This is a genomic window from Acinetobacter sp. BWR-L5, assembly GCF_039655985.1.
GTDB classification, from domain to species: Bacteria; Pseudomonadota; Gammaproteobacteria; order Pseudomonadales; family Moraxellaceae; genus Acinetobacter; species Acinetobacter johnsonii.
In genome coordinates, this window is the sequence record NZ_JAGFEV010000003.1 from 1 (window position 1) to 18,317 (window position 18,317).

Here is an 18,317-nt window from a genome sequence, read left to right on the forward strand (position 1 = left end):
AAGTGAAACCTCTTAGCGCTGATGGTAGTGTGGAGTTATCCATGTGAGAGTAAGTCATCGCCAGCTCATTAATTCAAAATCCCCCTCCGCTTAATGCAGAGGGGGATTTTTTTATGCTGAAAATATTAAAAATAAAAAGAGTAGAGCGGAGAATGCGTGTTAAATTATAAAAAAATGCATTTATATAAATTAAAATTATGTGAAATATCTATTATTTATCAAAGAATTCGAAAAATGCAAATTATTTTGTGTGATTTTTATACAACTTTGGTCTAGTTTTTCCAAAAAAAGCCCTTTCAATTGTTTTATTTATAGACAAAAACTGAATTATGATTCATTTTATATAAAAGTGAATTTGGATTCACTTTTTATAATAAAGCTCACAATTGGAGGTGAGGGAAAAATGACAGCGACAACAATGAATGTAAATGCTGTAATCGATCAGGCTAAGTTTAAGCCTTTTCATTTAACGGTTGTTTTGTGGTGCTTATTCGTCGTCTTGTTTGATGGCTATGATTTAGCAATTAACGGTGTGGCTTTACCACTTTTAATGAAAGAGTGGGGCATGACGGCTGTTCAAGCGGGAATGCTAGCCAGTACTGCCTTAGCAGGCATGATGTTTGGTGCAATGCTATTTGGGATGCTGGCTGATAAAATTGGCCGTAAAAAAGTCATTATTATCTGTGTTACGTTATTCAGTGGGTTCACTTTTGCGGGTGGCTTTGCTTCAAACCCGACTGAATTTGGTATTTTACGCTTTATCGCGGGTCTTGGAATTGGTGGTGTATTACCGAACTTGGTCGCTTTAACTTCGGAATATGCGCCGCAGAAGTTTCGTAGTACTTTGGTGACTGCGATGTTTAGTGGCTATGCAATGGGTGGGATTATGGCAGCACTTCTGGGTGTTGCGTTTACGCCAACCTTTGGCTGGAAGATCATGTTTTTCATTGCGGGTATTCCATTACTGTTTATTCCTATTTTATGGAAATTCTTACCTGAATCAGTTACTTTTTTAGTGAAAGACCAGCAGACAGAAAAGGCACGCAGCATTATTCAACGACTGGTACCTGAAGAGACTGTAACTTCAGATACTGTTCTAGTGCTGAACGAAGCGAAAGTACCTGATGCGTCTGTCGCTGCCTTGTTTAAAAATGGCCGTGGTATGGGTACAGTTTTATTTTGGTGCTGCTTTTTCATGTGCTTATTGATGGTTTATGCCTTAGGAAGCTGGTTACCAAAACTGATGATGGCTGCGGGTTATTCGATGGGCAGCAGTTTAATGTTCCTCCTTTCTTTAAATATTGGCGCGGTGATCGGCACTGCTGGTGGTGGTGTGCTCGCGGATCGATTCCACTTGAAACCTGTCATTATTAGCATGTTGACTGTCGGGGCATTTGCACTGGTGGGTTTAGGCTTTAATTCACCACAACCTGTAATTTATTTATTGGTTGCACTTGCAGGAGCGGCTTCGATTGGTTGTAGTATTTTGCTATATAGTTATGTGGCGCAATATTATCCATTGGCTGTTCGTTCAACCGGGTTGGGTTGGGCATCAGGGATTGGCCGTGTGGGTGCAATCGTGGGGCCAATTGTCATTGGTGTATTGTTGGGCATGGAATTACCACATAAGTTGAATTTTATTGCTGTGGCGATTCCTGCGGTGCTTGCTGCGATAGCGGTTTCTTTTATCCGTTTAAATAGTGCTGAAGAAGCAGTTAAAACTCAGGTGAAAGTTTCGAGTTCAATCAAAGCATCTTCTTAATCAAATCCCAAAAAGATAAAAGGCTCTCATTTTGAGGGCCTTTATTTTTGCAAAATGGGTGTACCGTTGGGTGATATTTGGTCGTGTTTGAAGGAGAGTGCTATGCTAAAGGTAGCATTAAATAGGGCAGTACAATAACAATGATTAAGCAGCAGAAAAAACTCGAACCTGAGCAAAGTGAACATTTATTCAATACCTTAGAACAACGGTTTCAACAGCATACTGAACGTCATATGCAAATTAGTTGGGCATTTGTCCGAGAACAACTTTTGCACTCTCCTGAAAAACTATATGCGTTACAACAAATGGAAATAAGTGGTGGTGAGCCCGATGTCGTGGCTTTACCGAATACACAAGATGTGTATTTTTTTGATTGTTCAATTGAGTCACCGAAGGGGCGACGGAGCATGTGTTATGACCGAGAGGCATTATTGAGTCGTAAGGATCATCCGCCTGAAAATACAGTGCTAGATTGGGTACAGGCGTATGGCTTAAGCTTAGTGACGGAACAACAGTATTATCTTTTACAGCAGATCTTTAATTTTGACTTGAAAACATCCAGTTGGGTTGAGACTCCAGCTGAATTACGTCAACAAGGCGGGGCAATTTTTTGTGATCAGCGCTATGGTCGTACGTTTACCTATCATAATGGCGCTGCTTCGTACTATGCGAGTCGAGGATTTCGGACTTATATTCAGCTTTAACTGTGGGATAGAGATAAAAAGAAACCCCGACATCCTGTCGAGGTTTCTTTGTATTTCAGTGTTTAGATACAACTCCTGTCATATCTCACATCCTGATGCTCAAACTGATTATTGTTGTTTTAAGTTTGGGAAACGTCCTGTTTCCTGATGGTTTAAATATACATGGTGATGGCTGTTGTTCAAACAGCATTTTAACCACGCTATTTGTAAGCCTAAGCTGACAAAAGTAAATGGCTTATATAATTTTTGCTTACTGCTTTAAATCAGCATCGTTTAAATAGGCTGATGAATACTGGATTGGTCTAGTGAAACTGAGGATGTTCTACGAAATGACTGGCTTTGATGGTTCTCTTTTAAATATAGAGCATCACTGGTATAGCGCGGTTGTAAATACGACTGCGTTGTAAGTACATAACAATATTAAAAAGTTGTATGCATGCATGTGATGTTCATCAGAAACATGATCAATCTTCTCCGATGGAGTGGATATTTGAATAAAAATGTGAAAAGTAATGTTTTATACATACAATTGATGGCTTGAGCAGCCTTTAGATTGATTTTTTTAGTAGGTTGAACATCGTTGAGGGATATTAAAATTTTATGCAGCGAAATAGGTGGAATAAATCATTCCAAAAAGTTTGTTAATTTATAACTAATTTTGTACAATAAATAAGCTGATTAATTGAACGGTTGAATCAGCACACATTATAAAAATGGAATATTTGAAGCAGAAATTACAGAATATTTTTATAAAAGTGAGTATTGTTGAACCATATAAAAGGGAAGTTTAATCGACACACTTTAACCAAGGTTTTGTGAAAACTCCTCTGTTTGTCATTTAGAACCTTGCACCCAAAAGGTCGAAGCTAAATCAAACACTCAAGATTAATATTAAATGGTTCTTTTCTATTGCGAGATAACCAAATAAAAAGCAATTAAAAGGGACCTAGGTTTAGGTGTTTTATGTCAGGAACTCGTGAAAACTGGACATCACGATCTGGTTTTATTATTGCAGCTGTAGGTTCGGCTGTAGGTTTAGGTAATATTTGGCGTTTCCCTTATGTTGCTTATGAAAATGGTGGCGGTGCCTTTCTTATTCCTTATTTATTGGCGTTAATTACCGCTGGTTTACCTCTGTTATTTTTAGATTATGCAACGGGGCATCGTAGTTCGGGGTCACCACCTAAAGCCTATCGGGCTTTGTTTAAAGGCGGTGAAACGCTGGGTTGGTGGCAAGTCTGTGTGTGTATCATCATTGGTTTGTACTATGCCAGCGTACTGACGTGGGCGGGAAGCTATGTTTACTTCTCGATTGGTCAGACTTGGGGCAGTGATCCTGAAAGTTTCTTCTTTAATACCTACTTACAAACTTCGAAAGCAACAGGTTTCGATTTACAGTTTGTAAGCCATTTATTTTGGCCAATCGTGGGAATTTGGGCACTGACCTTAATTATTCTGTTTGGCGGGGTTAAAAAAGGTGTTGAATTATCGAATAAGATTTTCATGCCTTTGCTATTCGTTTTATTCACCATTTTAGTGGTGCAATCACTTCGTTTACCCGGTGCAGCAGAAGGCTTAAATGCATTCTTTACGCCGAACTGGTCTGCGATGATGGACTATAAAGTGTGGTTGGCGGCGTATGGTCATACCTTCTTCTCGCTTTCTGTGGGTTTCGGGATCATGGTGACTTATGCATCTTACTTAAAGCCAAAGACCAATTTGACAGGCTCAGGTTTAATCGTTGGTTTTGCCAACGCTTCAACTGAAATCTTGGCGGGTATTGGTATTTTTGCTGCATTGGGCTTTATGGCGCATGCCGCAGGCAAAGAAGTTCAAGATGTGGTGAGTGGTGGTATCGGTTTGGCATTTATTGCTTTCCCGAAAATCATTTCAAGTCTTGGTGCAGGTGCTGATTTATTCGGTCTATTGTTCTTCTCATCATTATTTGTTGCCGGTATTTCTTCCATGGTCAGTATCTTGGAAGTGCCGATTGCAGCGATGCAGGATAAGTTAAAATGGAGCCGTAAAAAAGCAGTTACCATTATCGGTGGTGGTAGTGCACTGGTTTCAGTGATCTTATTCTCAAGTGTGAATGCGATTAAATTGGTAGATATCGTGGATCACTTTATCAATAACATTGGCATTGTGGGTGGCGCACTTGTTTCTATTCTTTGTATTACTTGGTTTAAGCGTTCAGCATTGATTGAGTTGCGTGATCACGTAAATCGTATTTCCACAATTCAACTCGGTAAGGGTTGGGCATTTACCTTGACCGTGATTACTTCACTCGTGTTATTAACGACGTTGAGCATGACGTTATTTAATTTGGTGAAAAATGGTTACGATACCTATAGCATGAGTCTGCAAGGGCTATTTGGTTGGGGCAGTGTGATTTTCTGTGCTGTCGTCGCAATCGTACTCAGCAAAGTTAAAGATCGCTAGGAGAAAAAAATGAATACTTCAGCAATCGTAATGATGGTGATTTCAATGTTGTTTGTTTGGGGAGGACTTGTGTTGTCTATTCTCCACTTGATGAAAAATCCAGAAGAGCTCGATGATGTTCTTGAAGAAGTGAAAGACCAGCATACGTTGTAATACCTGATATAAAATTTAACCCTGAAAATAGGTATTTACCTATTTAAAATAACGCCCGATGAGCTTCATTGGGCGTTATTTTTTTCTATGGAGGTAAAGCGAGTTGGCAGCTTCGATAAGCCTTTTTTGATGAGTTGATTTGGAGCTTATTGTTCACGTCCATTTGGCTCGAAATAAATAAGAATTTAAACGACCAGAAAGCACAAAAAGTATGCTGTACAAATTTTATCTAATAAATATGCAATCACAATAACAACTATGATACAAAATAGTATAGAATTGTGACACAGTTTGTACTTTTGCTGGCTAATTCATATGAAAATTAACAAAAAGAAATTTTCTGCTCTGTCGTTTTTATTTTTTTTTTCATTAGAAGCACATGCATTTCCACAACCGGGAAGCTATATTTCTAACGTTGCATCTGGGGACTATACCGATGAGATGGGAAATGTTTTATTGGTCAATTCCAATCCCGTGGCATTGGAAGTGCAAAAAACGTACTCACTGACTTTAGTACAAAATCAAAACCAATATGGTGTGGTTGGTGGGGCGGTAAATCTGCCACATGTGTTAACCAATACAGGTAATACTGCTGATCGATATACATTGGGTCTAGTACAAAGTAGCACTGATAATTTTGATTTAAGTAATGTGAAGGTCTATGCAGACCGCGATCAAAATGGTTTAGCAGATAATACCGAAGACTTATTGGTGGGATCAATTGAGCTCAATGCGGGTCAATCTTTAGCAGTTGTGATTGTAGGTAGTATCCCGACCAATGTGTCTTTTAATCAGCTCAGTAGTTTAGACCTCAAAGCTGTGAGCCAACAAAGTGCTACGCTTTCTGCACAAGTCACAGATACGATTCGCGTTGTCGATGATGCTGTGATTTCTCTCGTTAAAGCGCAAAGTGCAAGTGAAGGCAATATTGGTGACCTGATCACCTATACTTTGACCTATCGAAATACAGGGACAGCAACACGTCGTGTCGTGCTGCAAGATGTGTTGGATGATTCTTTAGAATACGTATCCGGGTCGGCAGTTTGGAATCAAAATAGCACAGCACTCACCGATGCAAATGATACAGAAGGATCTGCGAATACAGGAATAGCCTATCAACTTAAACCTGATGGGAAGAGTCTAGAAGCCAGTATTACGGCTGTTGCACCACTCACATCAGGCACATTGGCTTTTAAAGCCAAAGTGAAACAAGGTGCTGCCAATAAAATTCCAAACACGGCAGGTTTTGTACAATATGACATGGATAATACCACGGTAAAACTGAGCAGTTTCTCCAATACCGTGATCTATAATTTGGCTGCTGTCTATGGGGTGGTTTTAAATAATAAATCTAGTTCAGCAACGAACGTCGGTAACCCGAATAACAGTCCTGATAACTTAGTGATTCAAGCCAGTTTGAAACCAGGGCAAGAGGTTTTCTTTAATAACTATGTTTGGAACATTGGTAATACCACAGATACTTATAATTTAGGTTATAGCTCAAACAATTTGCCTAGCTGTGCCAAAGTTAATTTTTACACGCAGGACGGAAAAACTTTACTTACGGATACCAATGGTGACGGTAAAGTCGACACAGGTTCGATTTCAAATGCGGCGGTAAAACAAATTCAGGTTGGAGTATCGGCCTCTACAGGCTGTAGCAGCAGTGTCAGCAATATCAATATTGATGTGGTTGCGACATCCATTGCTTCAAGTACAGTCTCTGACCCGATTCGTAACCAAATTACAGCTTTAACTGCTGCATCCAGCAGTAGTGATTTATATAATGCTGACCAATCGGGTTTAGGCGTGGGGATCGTGGATAACGCCGGTCAACCCTTACGTACGGTTAAAGTTACTTCGGGTAAAGCGGTTTTTCCTTTGGTAGCAAAGAATAATTCAACCCAAGCCAATAACTATAATTTGTATGCATCCTTTAGCGCGATTGATGTCGCCAATATTATGCCTACCACTAAAACAGGTTTTAGCGTCAAATTTTATGAAGGTGATGCCAGCTGTCAAACGGTGGGTAAGCAAATTACCAATACGGGAACCTTAGGTGCAGGAGCAAGCAAGGCATATTGTGCAGTGATTGATGTTGACGTAAGCCAACAGAATTTTACAGCGCCGATTTGGTTTGCGATTCAATCACCGGTTAATCAACAAGCGGACTCGATTAAGAACCAAATTGAAAGTAATGTCGCACGCTTACTCACCCTGACCAATGATCAGCAAGGTCAGGTGAGTGTGGGTGGCACGATTGTCTATGCGCATACTTTAAAGAATTTGGGCAATATGGCAGAAGGGGCAAACGCAGGTTCTCAAGTGAATTTGAAAGTTGTACCACTTAGAAATGATGGCTTTGTTTATACCCTTTATTATGATGCAAATAAAAATGGTCAGATTGATAGTGCAGACCAAATTATTAGCGCAACAACCAGTTTAAATCAGCTTTTGGGTAGTGCGGGTTTAGTGGCGCAGGCTGATATTCAACTTTTACTTAAAGTGCAGGCGGCCCCTTCTGCAACAGAAGGTGTGGTGAGTCAGGCGGATATCGTGGTTGAAGTGTCTGATTTTAATGGCATTCATTTAGATAACTTAAAAAATACAGATGTGACCACGGTTGCAACAGGGCATTTACAGTTAGTTAAAACACAAGCAGCGAATAGTAGCTGTACCACCACTAATTTAGCATCTTTGAGCTATTCCACCCAGTTGGTTTCAGTCAAGCCAAATCAATGTGTGGTGTATAAGCTGACACTTAAAAATGATGGTGGTTCAGTGGTGAAGAATGTGCAGTTTAATGATGTTGTTCCAGCTTATACCAGCCTAGTAGGAACGCCTGTCATTGTTCCGTCAGGTACAAATTTATCTTCTGGTGACAAAGTTTCTGCTTTGGTGAGTAGTTTAGATCCAAGCCAAGAAGCCAATTTCTACTTTGTTATTCGTGTTAACCCTTAAGAGTAGGCTCGGAAAATGTTTGCAGAAAAGAAAATGATTCGAAATATGCGTATTGCCATGCTGAGCTTATTGGGGGCAACAGCATCGACTTGGGTTTTTGCTGATGCTCTGGTCATCAGTAACATGGCTGTGGGTGAATACAAGGAAGAAGGTTCTACGGTTGTTCAAGTGGCGCGTTCCAATTTGGTTCAAACCACTGTTATTCCTGTGTATAACCTCAGTTTGAAAGATAACCGAACGGAATATGTGCGCCCAGGGCAGGCGGTCTATTATCACCATGTTCTAACCAATACTGGGAACGAACGCGATCTTTATAATTTGTTGGGCAGTCAAATTGCAGGGGGGAGTTTTACCCATAGCAATATTGAAATTTATTTAGATGCCGATCGCAATGGTGTTGCAGACAATAATACGCCAATGAGCCAATATAGCTTAAATGCTGGAGAGACGGTTGCACTGATTATTAAAGCCATTATTCCTTCATCAGCAGCCGTAAATAGCTCCAGTCAGATTCAACTCACAGCGACCTCTACACAACAACCTAGTCTGACTCAAAATAACATTGATACATCTCGCATCACGGATCAGGCAGTTTTAAATTTAACCAAGAGTTTTGATAAAACAACCGTTGTGAATGGGGATATCGCGACCGTCCGTTTAACCTATTTCAATAATGGTAATAACAGCGGTGTAGTGAATATTAGTGACTTGTTGGATACCACGCAGTTGACGTATGTCACGGGTAATGAAAACTGGAATGGGCAAGCACTGAATTCTGCGACAGGCAGTAATGATCCAACAGGCATTAATTATTACCTTGATACGGATGGTAAAACTATTCGTGCGCAAATCACCAATGTCCCTGCGAATGCGCAAGGCTATATTGAGTTCCGTGTTCGGGTTGCTCGTACTGCACCCGGTGAGATTCCCAACTTTGCCAATATGAACTATGACCATGATGGTTTGTCTACTACAGCAAATTTAACCACGCAGTCCAACACCGCAGTATTAAACATTAAACCGATTTATGGGGTGGTGATTAATGCGGATGTAAATAGTGTGAGTGGCGCAGACTTACTGACTAAATCTGCGGTCAGTAGTGGTGGTACAGTTAGTTTTGAGAACTATGTGTGGAATACTGGCACAGTGGCAGATCGGTTCAATTTAAGTTTTGCTAGCCATAATTTACCCACAGGGAGTGTGCTGGAGTTCTATCGTGCAGATGGTGTCACCCCTCTGTTTGATAGCAATAATGATGGGATTGTTGATACGGGAACGCTAGATGCTGGTGCTAAACTTCCGATAATTGTGAAAATTACGTTCCCAGCAGACTATGTTGATACAGCCAATACTACATATAACATTGTGCCTAAAGCACAGTCGATAACAGACAATAGCAAAACAGATACGGTACAAGATCGAACCTCACTGATACAAGGTACAGCTTCTCGCTTAGTGGACTTGATCAATAGCCCTGAAACTACAGCAAATGGGACAGGAAATGGCAATGTATCGAATGGCGGTTCGCCGTGGAAAACTTTGGCTGGGGTGAATAACCAAACGGTGGTGTTCCCGCTTACAGTACGCCATACCGGTCAAGCGACGAGTTATAACTTTAGTGCTGATGCTGATAACAATTTTGCGACGGTTGCATTGCCAAGCGATGTCAGTTCGGTGCGTTATTTTGCTTCATCAACCACAGACTGCTCGGTGCTTGGAGCAGAAATTACGTCAACGCGGTTGTTAAATAATGGTGAATCTCAGCTCTATTGTGCGGTTGTGGAAATTCGAGCAGATGCAAAAAGTACAACCCAGCCGATTCCAATTTATTTTAAAGTGGCTTCTTCTATTTTACCGACCTCAGCACCAAACAATGGCTATGATGTGATTCAAAATGCCATTACGATTAACTCGAATGCGAGTCAAGGTGGAGTAAGCTTAGAACCCGATTTACGTGGGCAAATTGCCCCAGGAGGCAGTATTGTTTATACCCACACCTTAAAACCGTGGGGAACGTCTGTATTGTCAGCAACGGATAGTTTAAGTGTTGCCAATGATCGAACTGGTTTTACGACAACCTTATATTATGATGCGAATAATGATGGGCAGCTTGATGCTTCTGATCCAATCATCCAAAACTTAGCTATCGTGAGCGCATCTATTTTAGCCAGTAAAGCACCAATCCGTATTTTTAATAAAGTTGAAAATACCTCGTACAATACAGTAGGGATTGTGAATACTTCTGTGATTAGTCTAAAAAATAGTGCAGCAGCGGTATTGGATACGGCAACAGACATTACGACCATTACCAGTGCGCCTGTGCGTTTAACCAAGTTACAAGCCAAAGATAATAATTGTGATGGCGTAGCGGATGGCGCGTATACCTCAAATGTGTTGCCGATTACACGTAATGCAGATGGTTCGGGGCAATGTGTTCTGTATCAATTAACCGTGAAAAATTTGGGGGCTTCGGCCATTGGGCGATTTAATTTTTATGATTACACGCCAGAGGCGATGGTGATGAGTAAAGCACCAAGTTGTACCAGTTGTGAATCGGGCTCATTAACTGCGCCAGCACTGGGACAAACAGGTGCAGTGAAAGGTTCAGTTGCAGCCATTAAAAGCAATGAAAGCCATAGCTTAGAGTTTGGGGTGAAATATGTGGGGAACTAACCAACAACCAGTAAAGTTGTTTTTGACCATTACTCAGAAGCTTCAACATATGCAGGTGTGCCGCCCAGTATTGCTGTTTATTGCCAGTACGCTTTGTTGGATAAGTGTGAATGCAGCAACGCCGACGCTTGAGATCATGTCTAATTCGTATAGTGGAACACCTTATGTGGGAGGTACGACATCAGCACAAAGGCACACTTATGTATTTAATGCAAATAATCCGAATGATAATTCAGGTACATTGAATTATTTCCCCAAAGTTAATCTAAATTATACGTTGACCAATCAGCAGTATGATGCGGCGGGTGTGCCAGCATTGTTTTTTGGTGGAACCAATCTTACGGTTTTTCCAAAACTAGCTGATCAAGGAGCACCAGAGAGTTCTCATTTTTCGTCTACCAGAACTTTGCTAAACCAAGGGATAGATATTAATTCAAACTATGGTTTACGTATGACTGCGGATACCACTAAATACCTTGGTTCTTCAGTAGATACCACGAATGTAAATGGAGGATTAGGTTATGAAGTTGGAGAGGTCACTTTAACTTGGGATCGAGCTGTGACAAATCCAGTCATTAATATATCTGGTTTGGGTGCTGTTCGTACCATATCTGGCAATAGTATTTTAGGAATATCTGCACAATTCAAGTTAACCACCACTACAAATATTATCCGTACATATGCCTTATCTGGTACAAACTTTTCTGTGACTCCCAATGGTGAAATTCGAAATACTTCTACATCGCTTTGGCCAGATGCACGTGATGGAGGAGCATCAGGAAGTATTCAAGTTTTAACCTCAGCTCCTATTACTGTTTTGAAATTTAAAGTTTATTTTAGAACAGATAGGACGAGAGGGGTTATTGAGGAAGGATCACAAACTGGTCGTGGATTACAGGATGCCTTTGTTTTTAGTGGTTCTAGTGTCGACTCTATGGTTGGTGATTTGGTGGTTTCCAAAACAAACAATGCGACTCAAGTCTATGCAGGTAGTACGACGACTTATACAGTTCGTGTCACGAATAATGGACCCGATACCTATACAGGAACATTGCTTAAGGATGTGGTTGGCACAGGGCTTACCGCGACCGCCGTCGCGTGTAGTACAGTTGCCAATAATAAATGTAGCACAGCTCCAGCTTTAAGCAGTTTGGCTTCTATTGATACAGGAAGCTTAGCTGCTGGTGAATTTTACGAAATTTTAGTGACTGCACGTGTTGATGCGGCAGCGGGCAGTACGGTAACCAACACAGCTACAGTAGAAGTGCCAACATTAGGTTCTTCAACTGGGGCAAGTTGTACAACTTTAAATGCCAACGGTATTACTCGTTCATTTAACTCGAACACAGGTGCTTGTACAACAACAGATCAAGATACGGTATTGGCATCGGCAGATTTGGAAGTCTCGAAAACTTCCGATAAGACGACATACAATACAGGTGATGTCGTGAAATATACGATTAAGGCTTGGAATAATGGGGGTGTTGCAGTTACAGATGCAACATTAACAGATGCAGTTCCTACCAATATTTCGAGTTTAACTTGGACTTGTACCAAATATGGGACGGCAGTGTGTCCAACGTCTATGACCAGCTCAGAGAGCAGTAACAGTCTAAGTGCAACAGGATTGAATCTTCCTGCAAATGGAAAAAATGTCAATTATTTAGAGTTCGCTATATCTGGCTTGGCTTATAAAGCCGGTTCTGTTGCCAATACTGCATCTATTTCTACCAGTGTTTTTGATTCAAATGCTGTAAATAATAGTGCTACGACAAACATGACGATTACGCAGAATACGCCAATTACTACGGGAAGTTCGCAAAATCAGTGTTTAGTCAGTCAAGCAGTAAATCTTGTTTCTGATACAACTTTTAGAAAATATGATGCCGACAATACTTTGGCAGCTTTTGATAATAATTTAAAAACAGCAGGGAGCAGTCCAACAGTACTTCCAAATAGCATCATGTATGGCACAGGAGCAAATGGTGCTTTGCAAGTGAGAGGGCGATTGAGTTGGTCATATGGCTACCCACGCAGTAACACAACAGGGGTGACCATTCGAGTCTTGGTAGATGGAGTAGCTTATGCTGTTCTGGTAACACCAGGTAAAAGTGCAAATACAACAGCGTCGTTCAATGCCTTAAATGGTGCGCAAGTTTCACAATCAGACTATTCATTAACTTCATATCAAACAGATCCGGGAAGTATTAACTTTACGATTACACTCCCTACATCTGTGACGAATATTAAAGTTGTACGTTCCGAGTTCCAGAGTTATGCAGGTTCGGGTGTAGCAGGTGATGATATTAGTATTGGTTTAAATGACGTGAATGCGTGTTTAAAGCCGACCTTCCAAATGAACAAAGTATCTGAAAATGGCACCGATAGCTTTAACTTCAACGCGTTCTCAAATTTGACAAATAACAATGCTGAAATCATTACTAGCGGTGAAGTGGTTACAACTGTAATTGGAACAGCTCAGTCTGTACGCTTAAAAACCAGTACATCACCTGTTGAGCAAGGTTCAACTGTAGCCTATGCAATCCCAAACACCGCAATTAGTTTTACTGAGTCTGCTTTAACTTTATATGCACTGAAGAGTGTGGAGTGTATCGATAGCAATGCCTCTGTTTCAGGGAATAGCTCAGGTAATTTGGGAAGCTTAAGTGGACTGACTCAAACTATTCCAGCAGCAAACGTGAAATTTGCGTCTAAGTTTATTTGCCGCGTGACAAACAGTAAGAATGCAGGCTATGTATTTTCTGGCCGAGTTTTTAATGATAACAGTGGCACAACTTCAGATACATCAAAGGCCTATAATGGTGTCGTAGATGTGGGTGAGTTGGGAATAGCAGGCAGCATTGTTGAATTACAAGATTGTAACAGTAAAGCCGTTTTGGCCTCTGCTACAAGCAATGCCAATGGTGAGTTTAGAATTCAAACATTGCAAGATGTATTCGTAGGACGCAGTAATGTCTGTCTCATGCAACATAATGTGACAGGCTATGATTCAGTAAGTTCTGCAAAAGTAAGTAATGTCACAGCGACAGCAGATAGCACAAATGATCAGTTTACGATTCCAAAAGCAAATAATGTCACCAGTTATGAAGGCTTTTTGTTTGGTGATGCCGAGTTAAAATTGATCTTAAGCCAAAATGGACAAAAAACTATTGTGGCTGGGGATGTCGTGGATTATCCGCATGAATTGACGGCTAAAAGTGTGATGAATGTGCTCAATCTAACGGAAAGTAAAGAACAGCAACCTGCAAATAATCAGCCTTGGCAGAGTTTAGTTTACGTGGACAGCAACTGTAATGCACAGTTAGATCAAGGTGAGAGTTTACTGACGAGTCGCACCATCAAAGCCAATGAAAAAGTTTGTTTGATTCAGCGAGTAATTTCACCAACCACAGCGCAAGGTGGTGATCGGTTTATTACGAGCTTTAAGGTCAATGGAAAAGGAACTTATAGCGCTGCCACTGTGAAAGAAAGTAATAGTGTGAATGACATTACGACTATTGGGACAGCAGGTTTAAACATCGGTAAGTTGGTTCGAAAAACATCTACATGTCCCGCACCTAGCAATAATACGACGCCGTTTACTGTGTCAAACCAAGCTGCGAAAGGGGATTATTTGGAATATCAAATCACCTATACCAACAATTCGAACAAAAACTTAGTTGATGTTGTTTTAAAAGATAGTGTTCCCGTGGGTACGGTTTATGGAGCAATGTCGTGTACAGCTACAGGTTGTCAAACTGAGGCAAATGCAGGGCAGTTGAAATGGACAATTCCTGGTGTCTTGGCACCGAAACAAAAGGGGCAAGTGGGCTTCTGTGTACGCATTCCCGATTAATTAATTTTTGATATGGCAAGCCCCTTCTGGGATCTACATGAAGGGGCTTTTTATTGCTCATTTTTATAAAAGGGAGATGTAGTTTTTTTTATGTATTTACTTGAAAAATATATTAAATAATAAGCGTGGGTTGAATAATTTAAAGACAGTTATAGCGTCTATTTTGTCCAGATGGTTCTCTCAGAAAAATAACATTTAGGACTCTTACAGAGCATTAAAATTTTTACTAGCAGCTGTTATTTTTTGTATCTTTTACAAATGTTTCACTATGTAATTTGGTTTTAAAATAAAAATATAATAAATATCAGTAACTTGATTGTTGTTGTGTGATTTTTTGTATCCAGTAAAAATAATACAAGGTGAACTAGTTAACATTTTTTTTAAATAATGTATGGTTGTTTGTGTGATTTTTGTTTAATATTGCTTTGAGATTTGTTGCATTAATTTATAAAAAAGTGATTAGTGTCACAAAAAGTTCGCATTGGTTCGCAGTGGATAAAATCATGTTAAACAAAAATTCTATGCTGAAAAAAATGACAATTAGTTTGATGTTTGTTGGGGTTGCTGCCAGTGCGATGGTGGCAACTGCAGCGACCAATAATGAGCCTGTCTCTGTTCAGCTTAAAGCGTTTAAAAAAGTTGTAGACAATAAGGGGAATGCACAATTTAAAGCTGCAGACTCAATTAAACCGCAGGATGTGATTGAGTATCGTGCGACTTATACCAACAACACGACAGGTAATATCAAAAGCTTAAAGGCGACATTACCGATTCCAGCCGATACCCAATATTTGGGTGCAAGTTTGCCTTCTGGTGCATTGGGAAGCACGGATGGTGTCAACTTTGCAGCAATGCCATTAAAGAAAAAAGTAGATGGCAAGTTGGTCAATATTCCATTGAAAGAATACCGTGCTTTACAGTGGCAGATTGCAGAGTTACCAGCAAAAAAGTCCGTAACGGTTAGTGCACAAGCCAAAGTAAATACTTCAAACGATTAATTTCTAAATTTTACACACATCATTCCGATGGAGTCGGGGGACTTTCATGTCTATGAATTTGAAAACAACAAAGCGAAATAACCTTTATTTGTCAATTGCGACAGTCTTAGGTGGGTTTGCTTTCTTTGCTACAGGCACCACATATGCAGCTGCACCAGCTGCGGGTACGAACATTAGTAACATTGCAACTGCGTCGTATGTGGATGGTACGTCGACCACACGCACTGTCACTTCGAATGAAGTCAAAACGACTGTTTTACAAGTGGGTAGTTTCACACTTGAACAAGACCGTAGTGCGACTGCGAATCCGAACGGTGTGGTGACTCTATCACACGTCTTGACCAACACTGGTAATGGAACAGATAAGTTCACATTAAGTTTGGCAAACATCGCTGGTGATGCATTTGATTTCTCAAATATTGCGATTTATTTAGATGCGAACAAAGACGGCGTGCCTGATAACAACACCAATTTAATGGGGCAGGTTATTACCTTAAATGCGGGTGAGTCTGCAGGTTTAGTGGTTGTGGGTACAACGGCATCAACAGCTCAGGCAAATGACTTGGGTAAATTGACTTTATCAGCAGAAAGTACGTTCATCGGTTCAAGTGATATCAAAGTTAACACGGATACAGTGAAAATCGTGGGCGGCGCGGTGATTCAAGTCACAAAATCTGCCAATGTTACTGCTGTAACTCGTGGTGATACGGTGACTTATGAGTTGACCTATAAAAACACAGGTAATGCTGACGCAACAAATTTAACCATTGAAGATATCCTGCCAGCAGGTGTGACGTACGTTGCTGGGTCTGCGCGTTGGAGTGGTCAAACAGCGGCATTGACAGATGCTACTGGTGACGAAACAGCAGCGAAGTACGAATTTACCAATGGTAAAGCGCAATTGGTATTGGCATCAGTACCACGTAACAGCACAGGAAAATTAACATTCCAAGTAACAGTCAACGCAAGCGCACCAGCGGGTAAAATTACCAACATTGCAACATTTGACCCAGATGGACCAGGTACAGAAAGTCCTCAACCTACTAACCCGTATGATGTCACAGTTCAGTCGACTTATATTGGTACGATCAATGATTTAGCAACAGACCCTTACTCAGATGCTGAAGTCGCGGGTTCTAAAGATGACTTAATCTCTACCACTGCTGTTCAAGGTTCACCTATCTTATTTGGTGCTTCAAGCTCAACTGAAGATATTTGGATTCATAACCTAGGTAATGTGACTGAGACATATAACATTAAAGTCGATAAATCTAAGCTACCAGCAGGTTCTATCGTTGAATTGTTAAAGTCGGATGGTAATACACCATTAACGGATACCAATGGTGATGCAAGTGTAGATAGTGGTCCATTGGCTTCTGGTGGCCATCTTGAAATTTCTGCACGTATTACTTTGCCTAATGGGTATACAGGGCCGATTACAGCTCCTGGCCTAGATACAATCTTAACCATTACACCTGTACATGGAACTCTATCAGATAAGATCACTTTACGTATTACTGACATCACTACTTCTAAAGTCGATTTGAGTAATGGTAAGGGTAATAAAGACTATATAGAAAATGATACTGCACTTACAGGTGAAGGTGCATATGTTGCGGCTAATATTGTAACGACAGTAACGACTAAACCTGGTGTTGCAGGAACATTCCCGATAGCTGTGACCAATGGTGGTTCAACTGCAGACAATTATAACTTTGGTACTGATCAACCATTACCATCAGGTTGGACTGTTGAGTACTTTGTTGCTGACTCAACTGGTGTATGTTCTTCAACTAAAGTGACCAACACAGGTGCAATTCAGCCAAATGCAACGGCTTATTTCTGTGCCAAAGTGACGCCATCAACCGATGCAACACCTGCAAATAGCCAAGATATTGTCTTCACGATTAACTCTCCTGCAACTGGCTTAACTGACAAGATGAAAGATCGTCTTGTTGTAGAAGCTGTTCGTGGACTGTCGTTCTTAGCTGATCAACAAGGTCAGGTCGCTCCAGGCGGTACGATTGTTTATAAGCATACTTTGACCAACAACGGTAACGTTGTAGAAGGGGTGACAGGGGGAAGTACACTTCCATTTGCAATCACGCATGACCCATCAAATAGTGGCTTTGTAACCTCAGTTTATGTGGACAAAAACAATAATGGTGTTGCCGACGCGAGTGAGTTGGTTACTGGTGCTGATCTTAATGCGTGGCTAACAGCGACGAATGGTGCAGATGGTCTTTCGCCAAATGAAAGCGTCAGTATTTTGGTGAAAGTTGAAGCACCAAGTAATGCAACTGCGGGTCAGGCCGATCTATCTATTGTAACCATCACTCCGACAGGTGAGTTGAACAGTATTGCTGCCCCAGCTGCTGTCACTGTAACTGATAAAACTACAGTGAACATTGGTCAAGTCCGTTTGGAAAAATTACAAGCGCTAGACGCTGATTGTAATGGCGCTGAAGAAGGCAATTTCGGAACATCGACGCTTCAAGCAAAACCAGGTGCTTGTATCATTTACCAAATTAAGGCGGTGAATGATGGTAACCAAGCAGTAACTAAAGTTGTGATCACGGATGCTGTGCCAAGTTATACCACTTTAGGTACAACACCAGCAGCTGCACTAGATCCTGCATCAAAAGGTACGGTATCGAATACAGCAAACAATTTGAAATCAACAGAGTTTGCTTTAGCACCTTCTGAAACGGTCACAATGAAGTTCAGCGTTAAGGTCGATGGACAATAATTAAGACATAACATTAATA

The 18,317-nt window shown here is 40.7% G+C and carries 9 protein-coding genes; all 9 read left to right on the forward strand.

Annotated features, from left to right (window positions below):
- Positions 1-403: 403 nt before the first annotated feature.
- The 9 genes from JZ787_RS05835 to JZ787_RS05875 all read left to right on the forward strand — a co-directional run bounded on the left by JZ787_RS05835 (position 404) and on the right by JZ787_RS05875 (position 18,298).
- A complete protein-coding gene (locus JZ787_RS05835; protein ID WP_004691886.1) occupies positions 404-1,762 on the forward strand; it encodes an MFS transporter in 1,359 nt (452 codons plus the stop codon).
- Between the two features lie 143 nt (positions 1,763-1,905).
- Complete coding sequence (locus JZ787_RS05840) at positions 1,906-2,466, forward strand: DUF4256 domain-containing protein (protein ID WP_234951833.1); 561 nt, start codon at positions 1,906-1,908, stop codon at positions 2,464-2,466.
- 963 nt (positions 2,467-3,429) lie between these two features.
- Positions 3,430-4,908 carry a sodium-dependent transporter gene (locus JZ787_RS05845; RefSeq protein ID WP_004691884.1) on the forward strand — a complete coding sequence of 493 codons (1,479 nt, stop codon included), beginning with the start codon at positions 3,430-3,432 and terminating at the stop codon, positions 4,906-4,908.
- A 9-nt stretch (positions 4,909-4,917) separates the two neighbouring features.
- A complete protein-coding gene (locus JZ787_RS05850) occupies positions 4,918-5,061 on the forward strand; it encodes a methionine/alanine import family NSS transporter small subunit (RefSeq protein ID WP_004691882.1) in 144 nt (47 codons plus the stop codon).
- A gap of 315 nt (positions 5,062-5,376) precedes the next feature.
- Entirely contained in the window at positions 5,377-8,022 is a 2,646-nt protein-coding gene (locus tag JZ787_RS05855; RefSeq protein ID WP_168158783.1) for an isopeptide-forming domain-containing fimbrial protein, read from the forward strand.
- A gap of 15 nt (positions 8,023-8,037) precedes the next feature.
- A complete protein-coding gene (locus JZ787_RS05860) occupies positions 8,038-10,695 on the forward strand; it encodes a hypothetical protein (protein WP_346311914.1) in 2,658 nt (885 codons plus the stop codon).
- Complete coding sequence (locus JZ787_RS05865) at positions 10,682-14,551, forward strand: hypothetical protein (protein WP_346311915.1); 3,870 nt, start codon at positions 10,682-10,684, stop codon at positions 14,549-14,551. Before JZ787_RS05860 ends, JZ787_RS05865 begins: the two co-directional genes overlap by 14 nt.
- A 503-nt stretch (positions 14,552-15,054) precedes the next feature.
- On the forward strand, positions 15,055-15,549 hold the full coding sequence (locus JZ787_RS05870; RefSeq protein ID WP_004978444.1) for a hypothetical protein: 495 nt from the start codon (positions 15,055-15,057) through the stop codon (positions 15,547-15,549).
- 46 nt (positions 15,550-15,595) lie between these two features.
- Positions 15,596-18,298 carry a DUF11 domain-containing protein gene (locus JZ787_RS05875; protein WP_218288673.1) on the forward strand — a complete coding sequence of 901 codons (2,703 nt, stop codon included), beginning with the start codon at positions 15,596-15,598 and terminating at the stop codon, positions 18,296-18,298.
- The last annotated feature ends 19 nt before the right edge of the window (positions 18,299-18,317 follow it).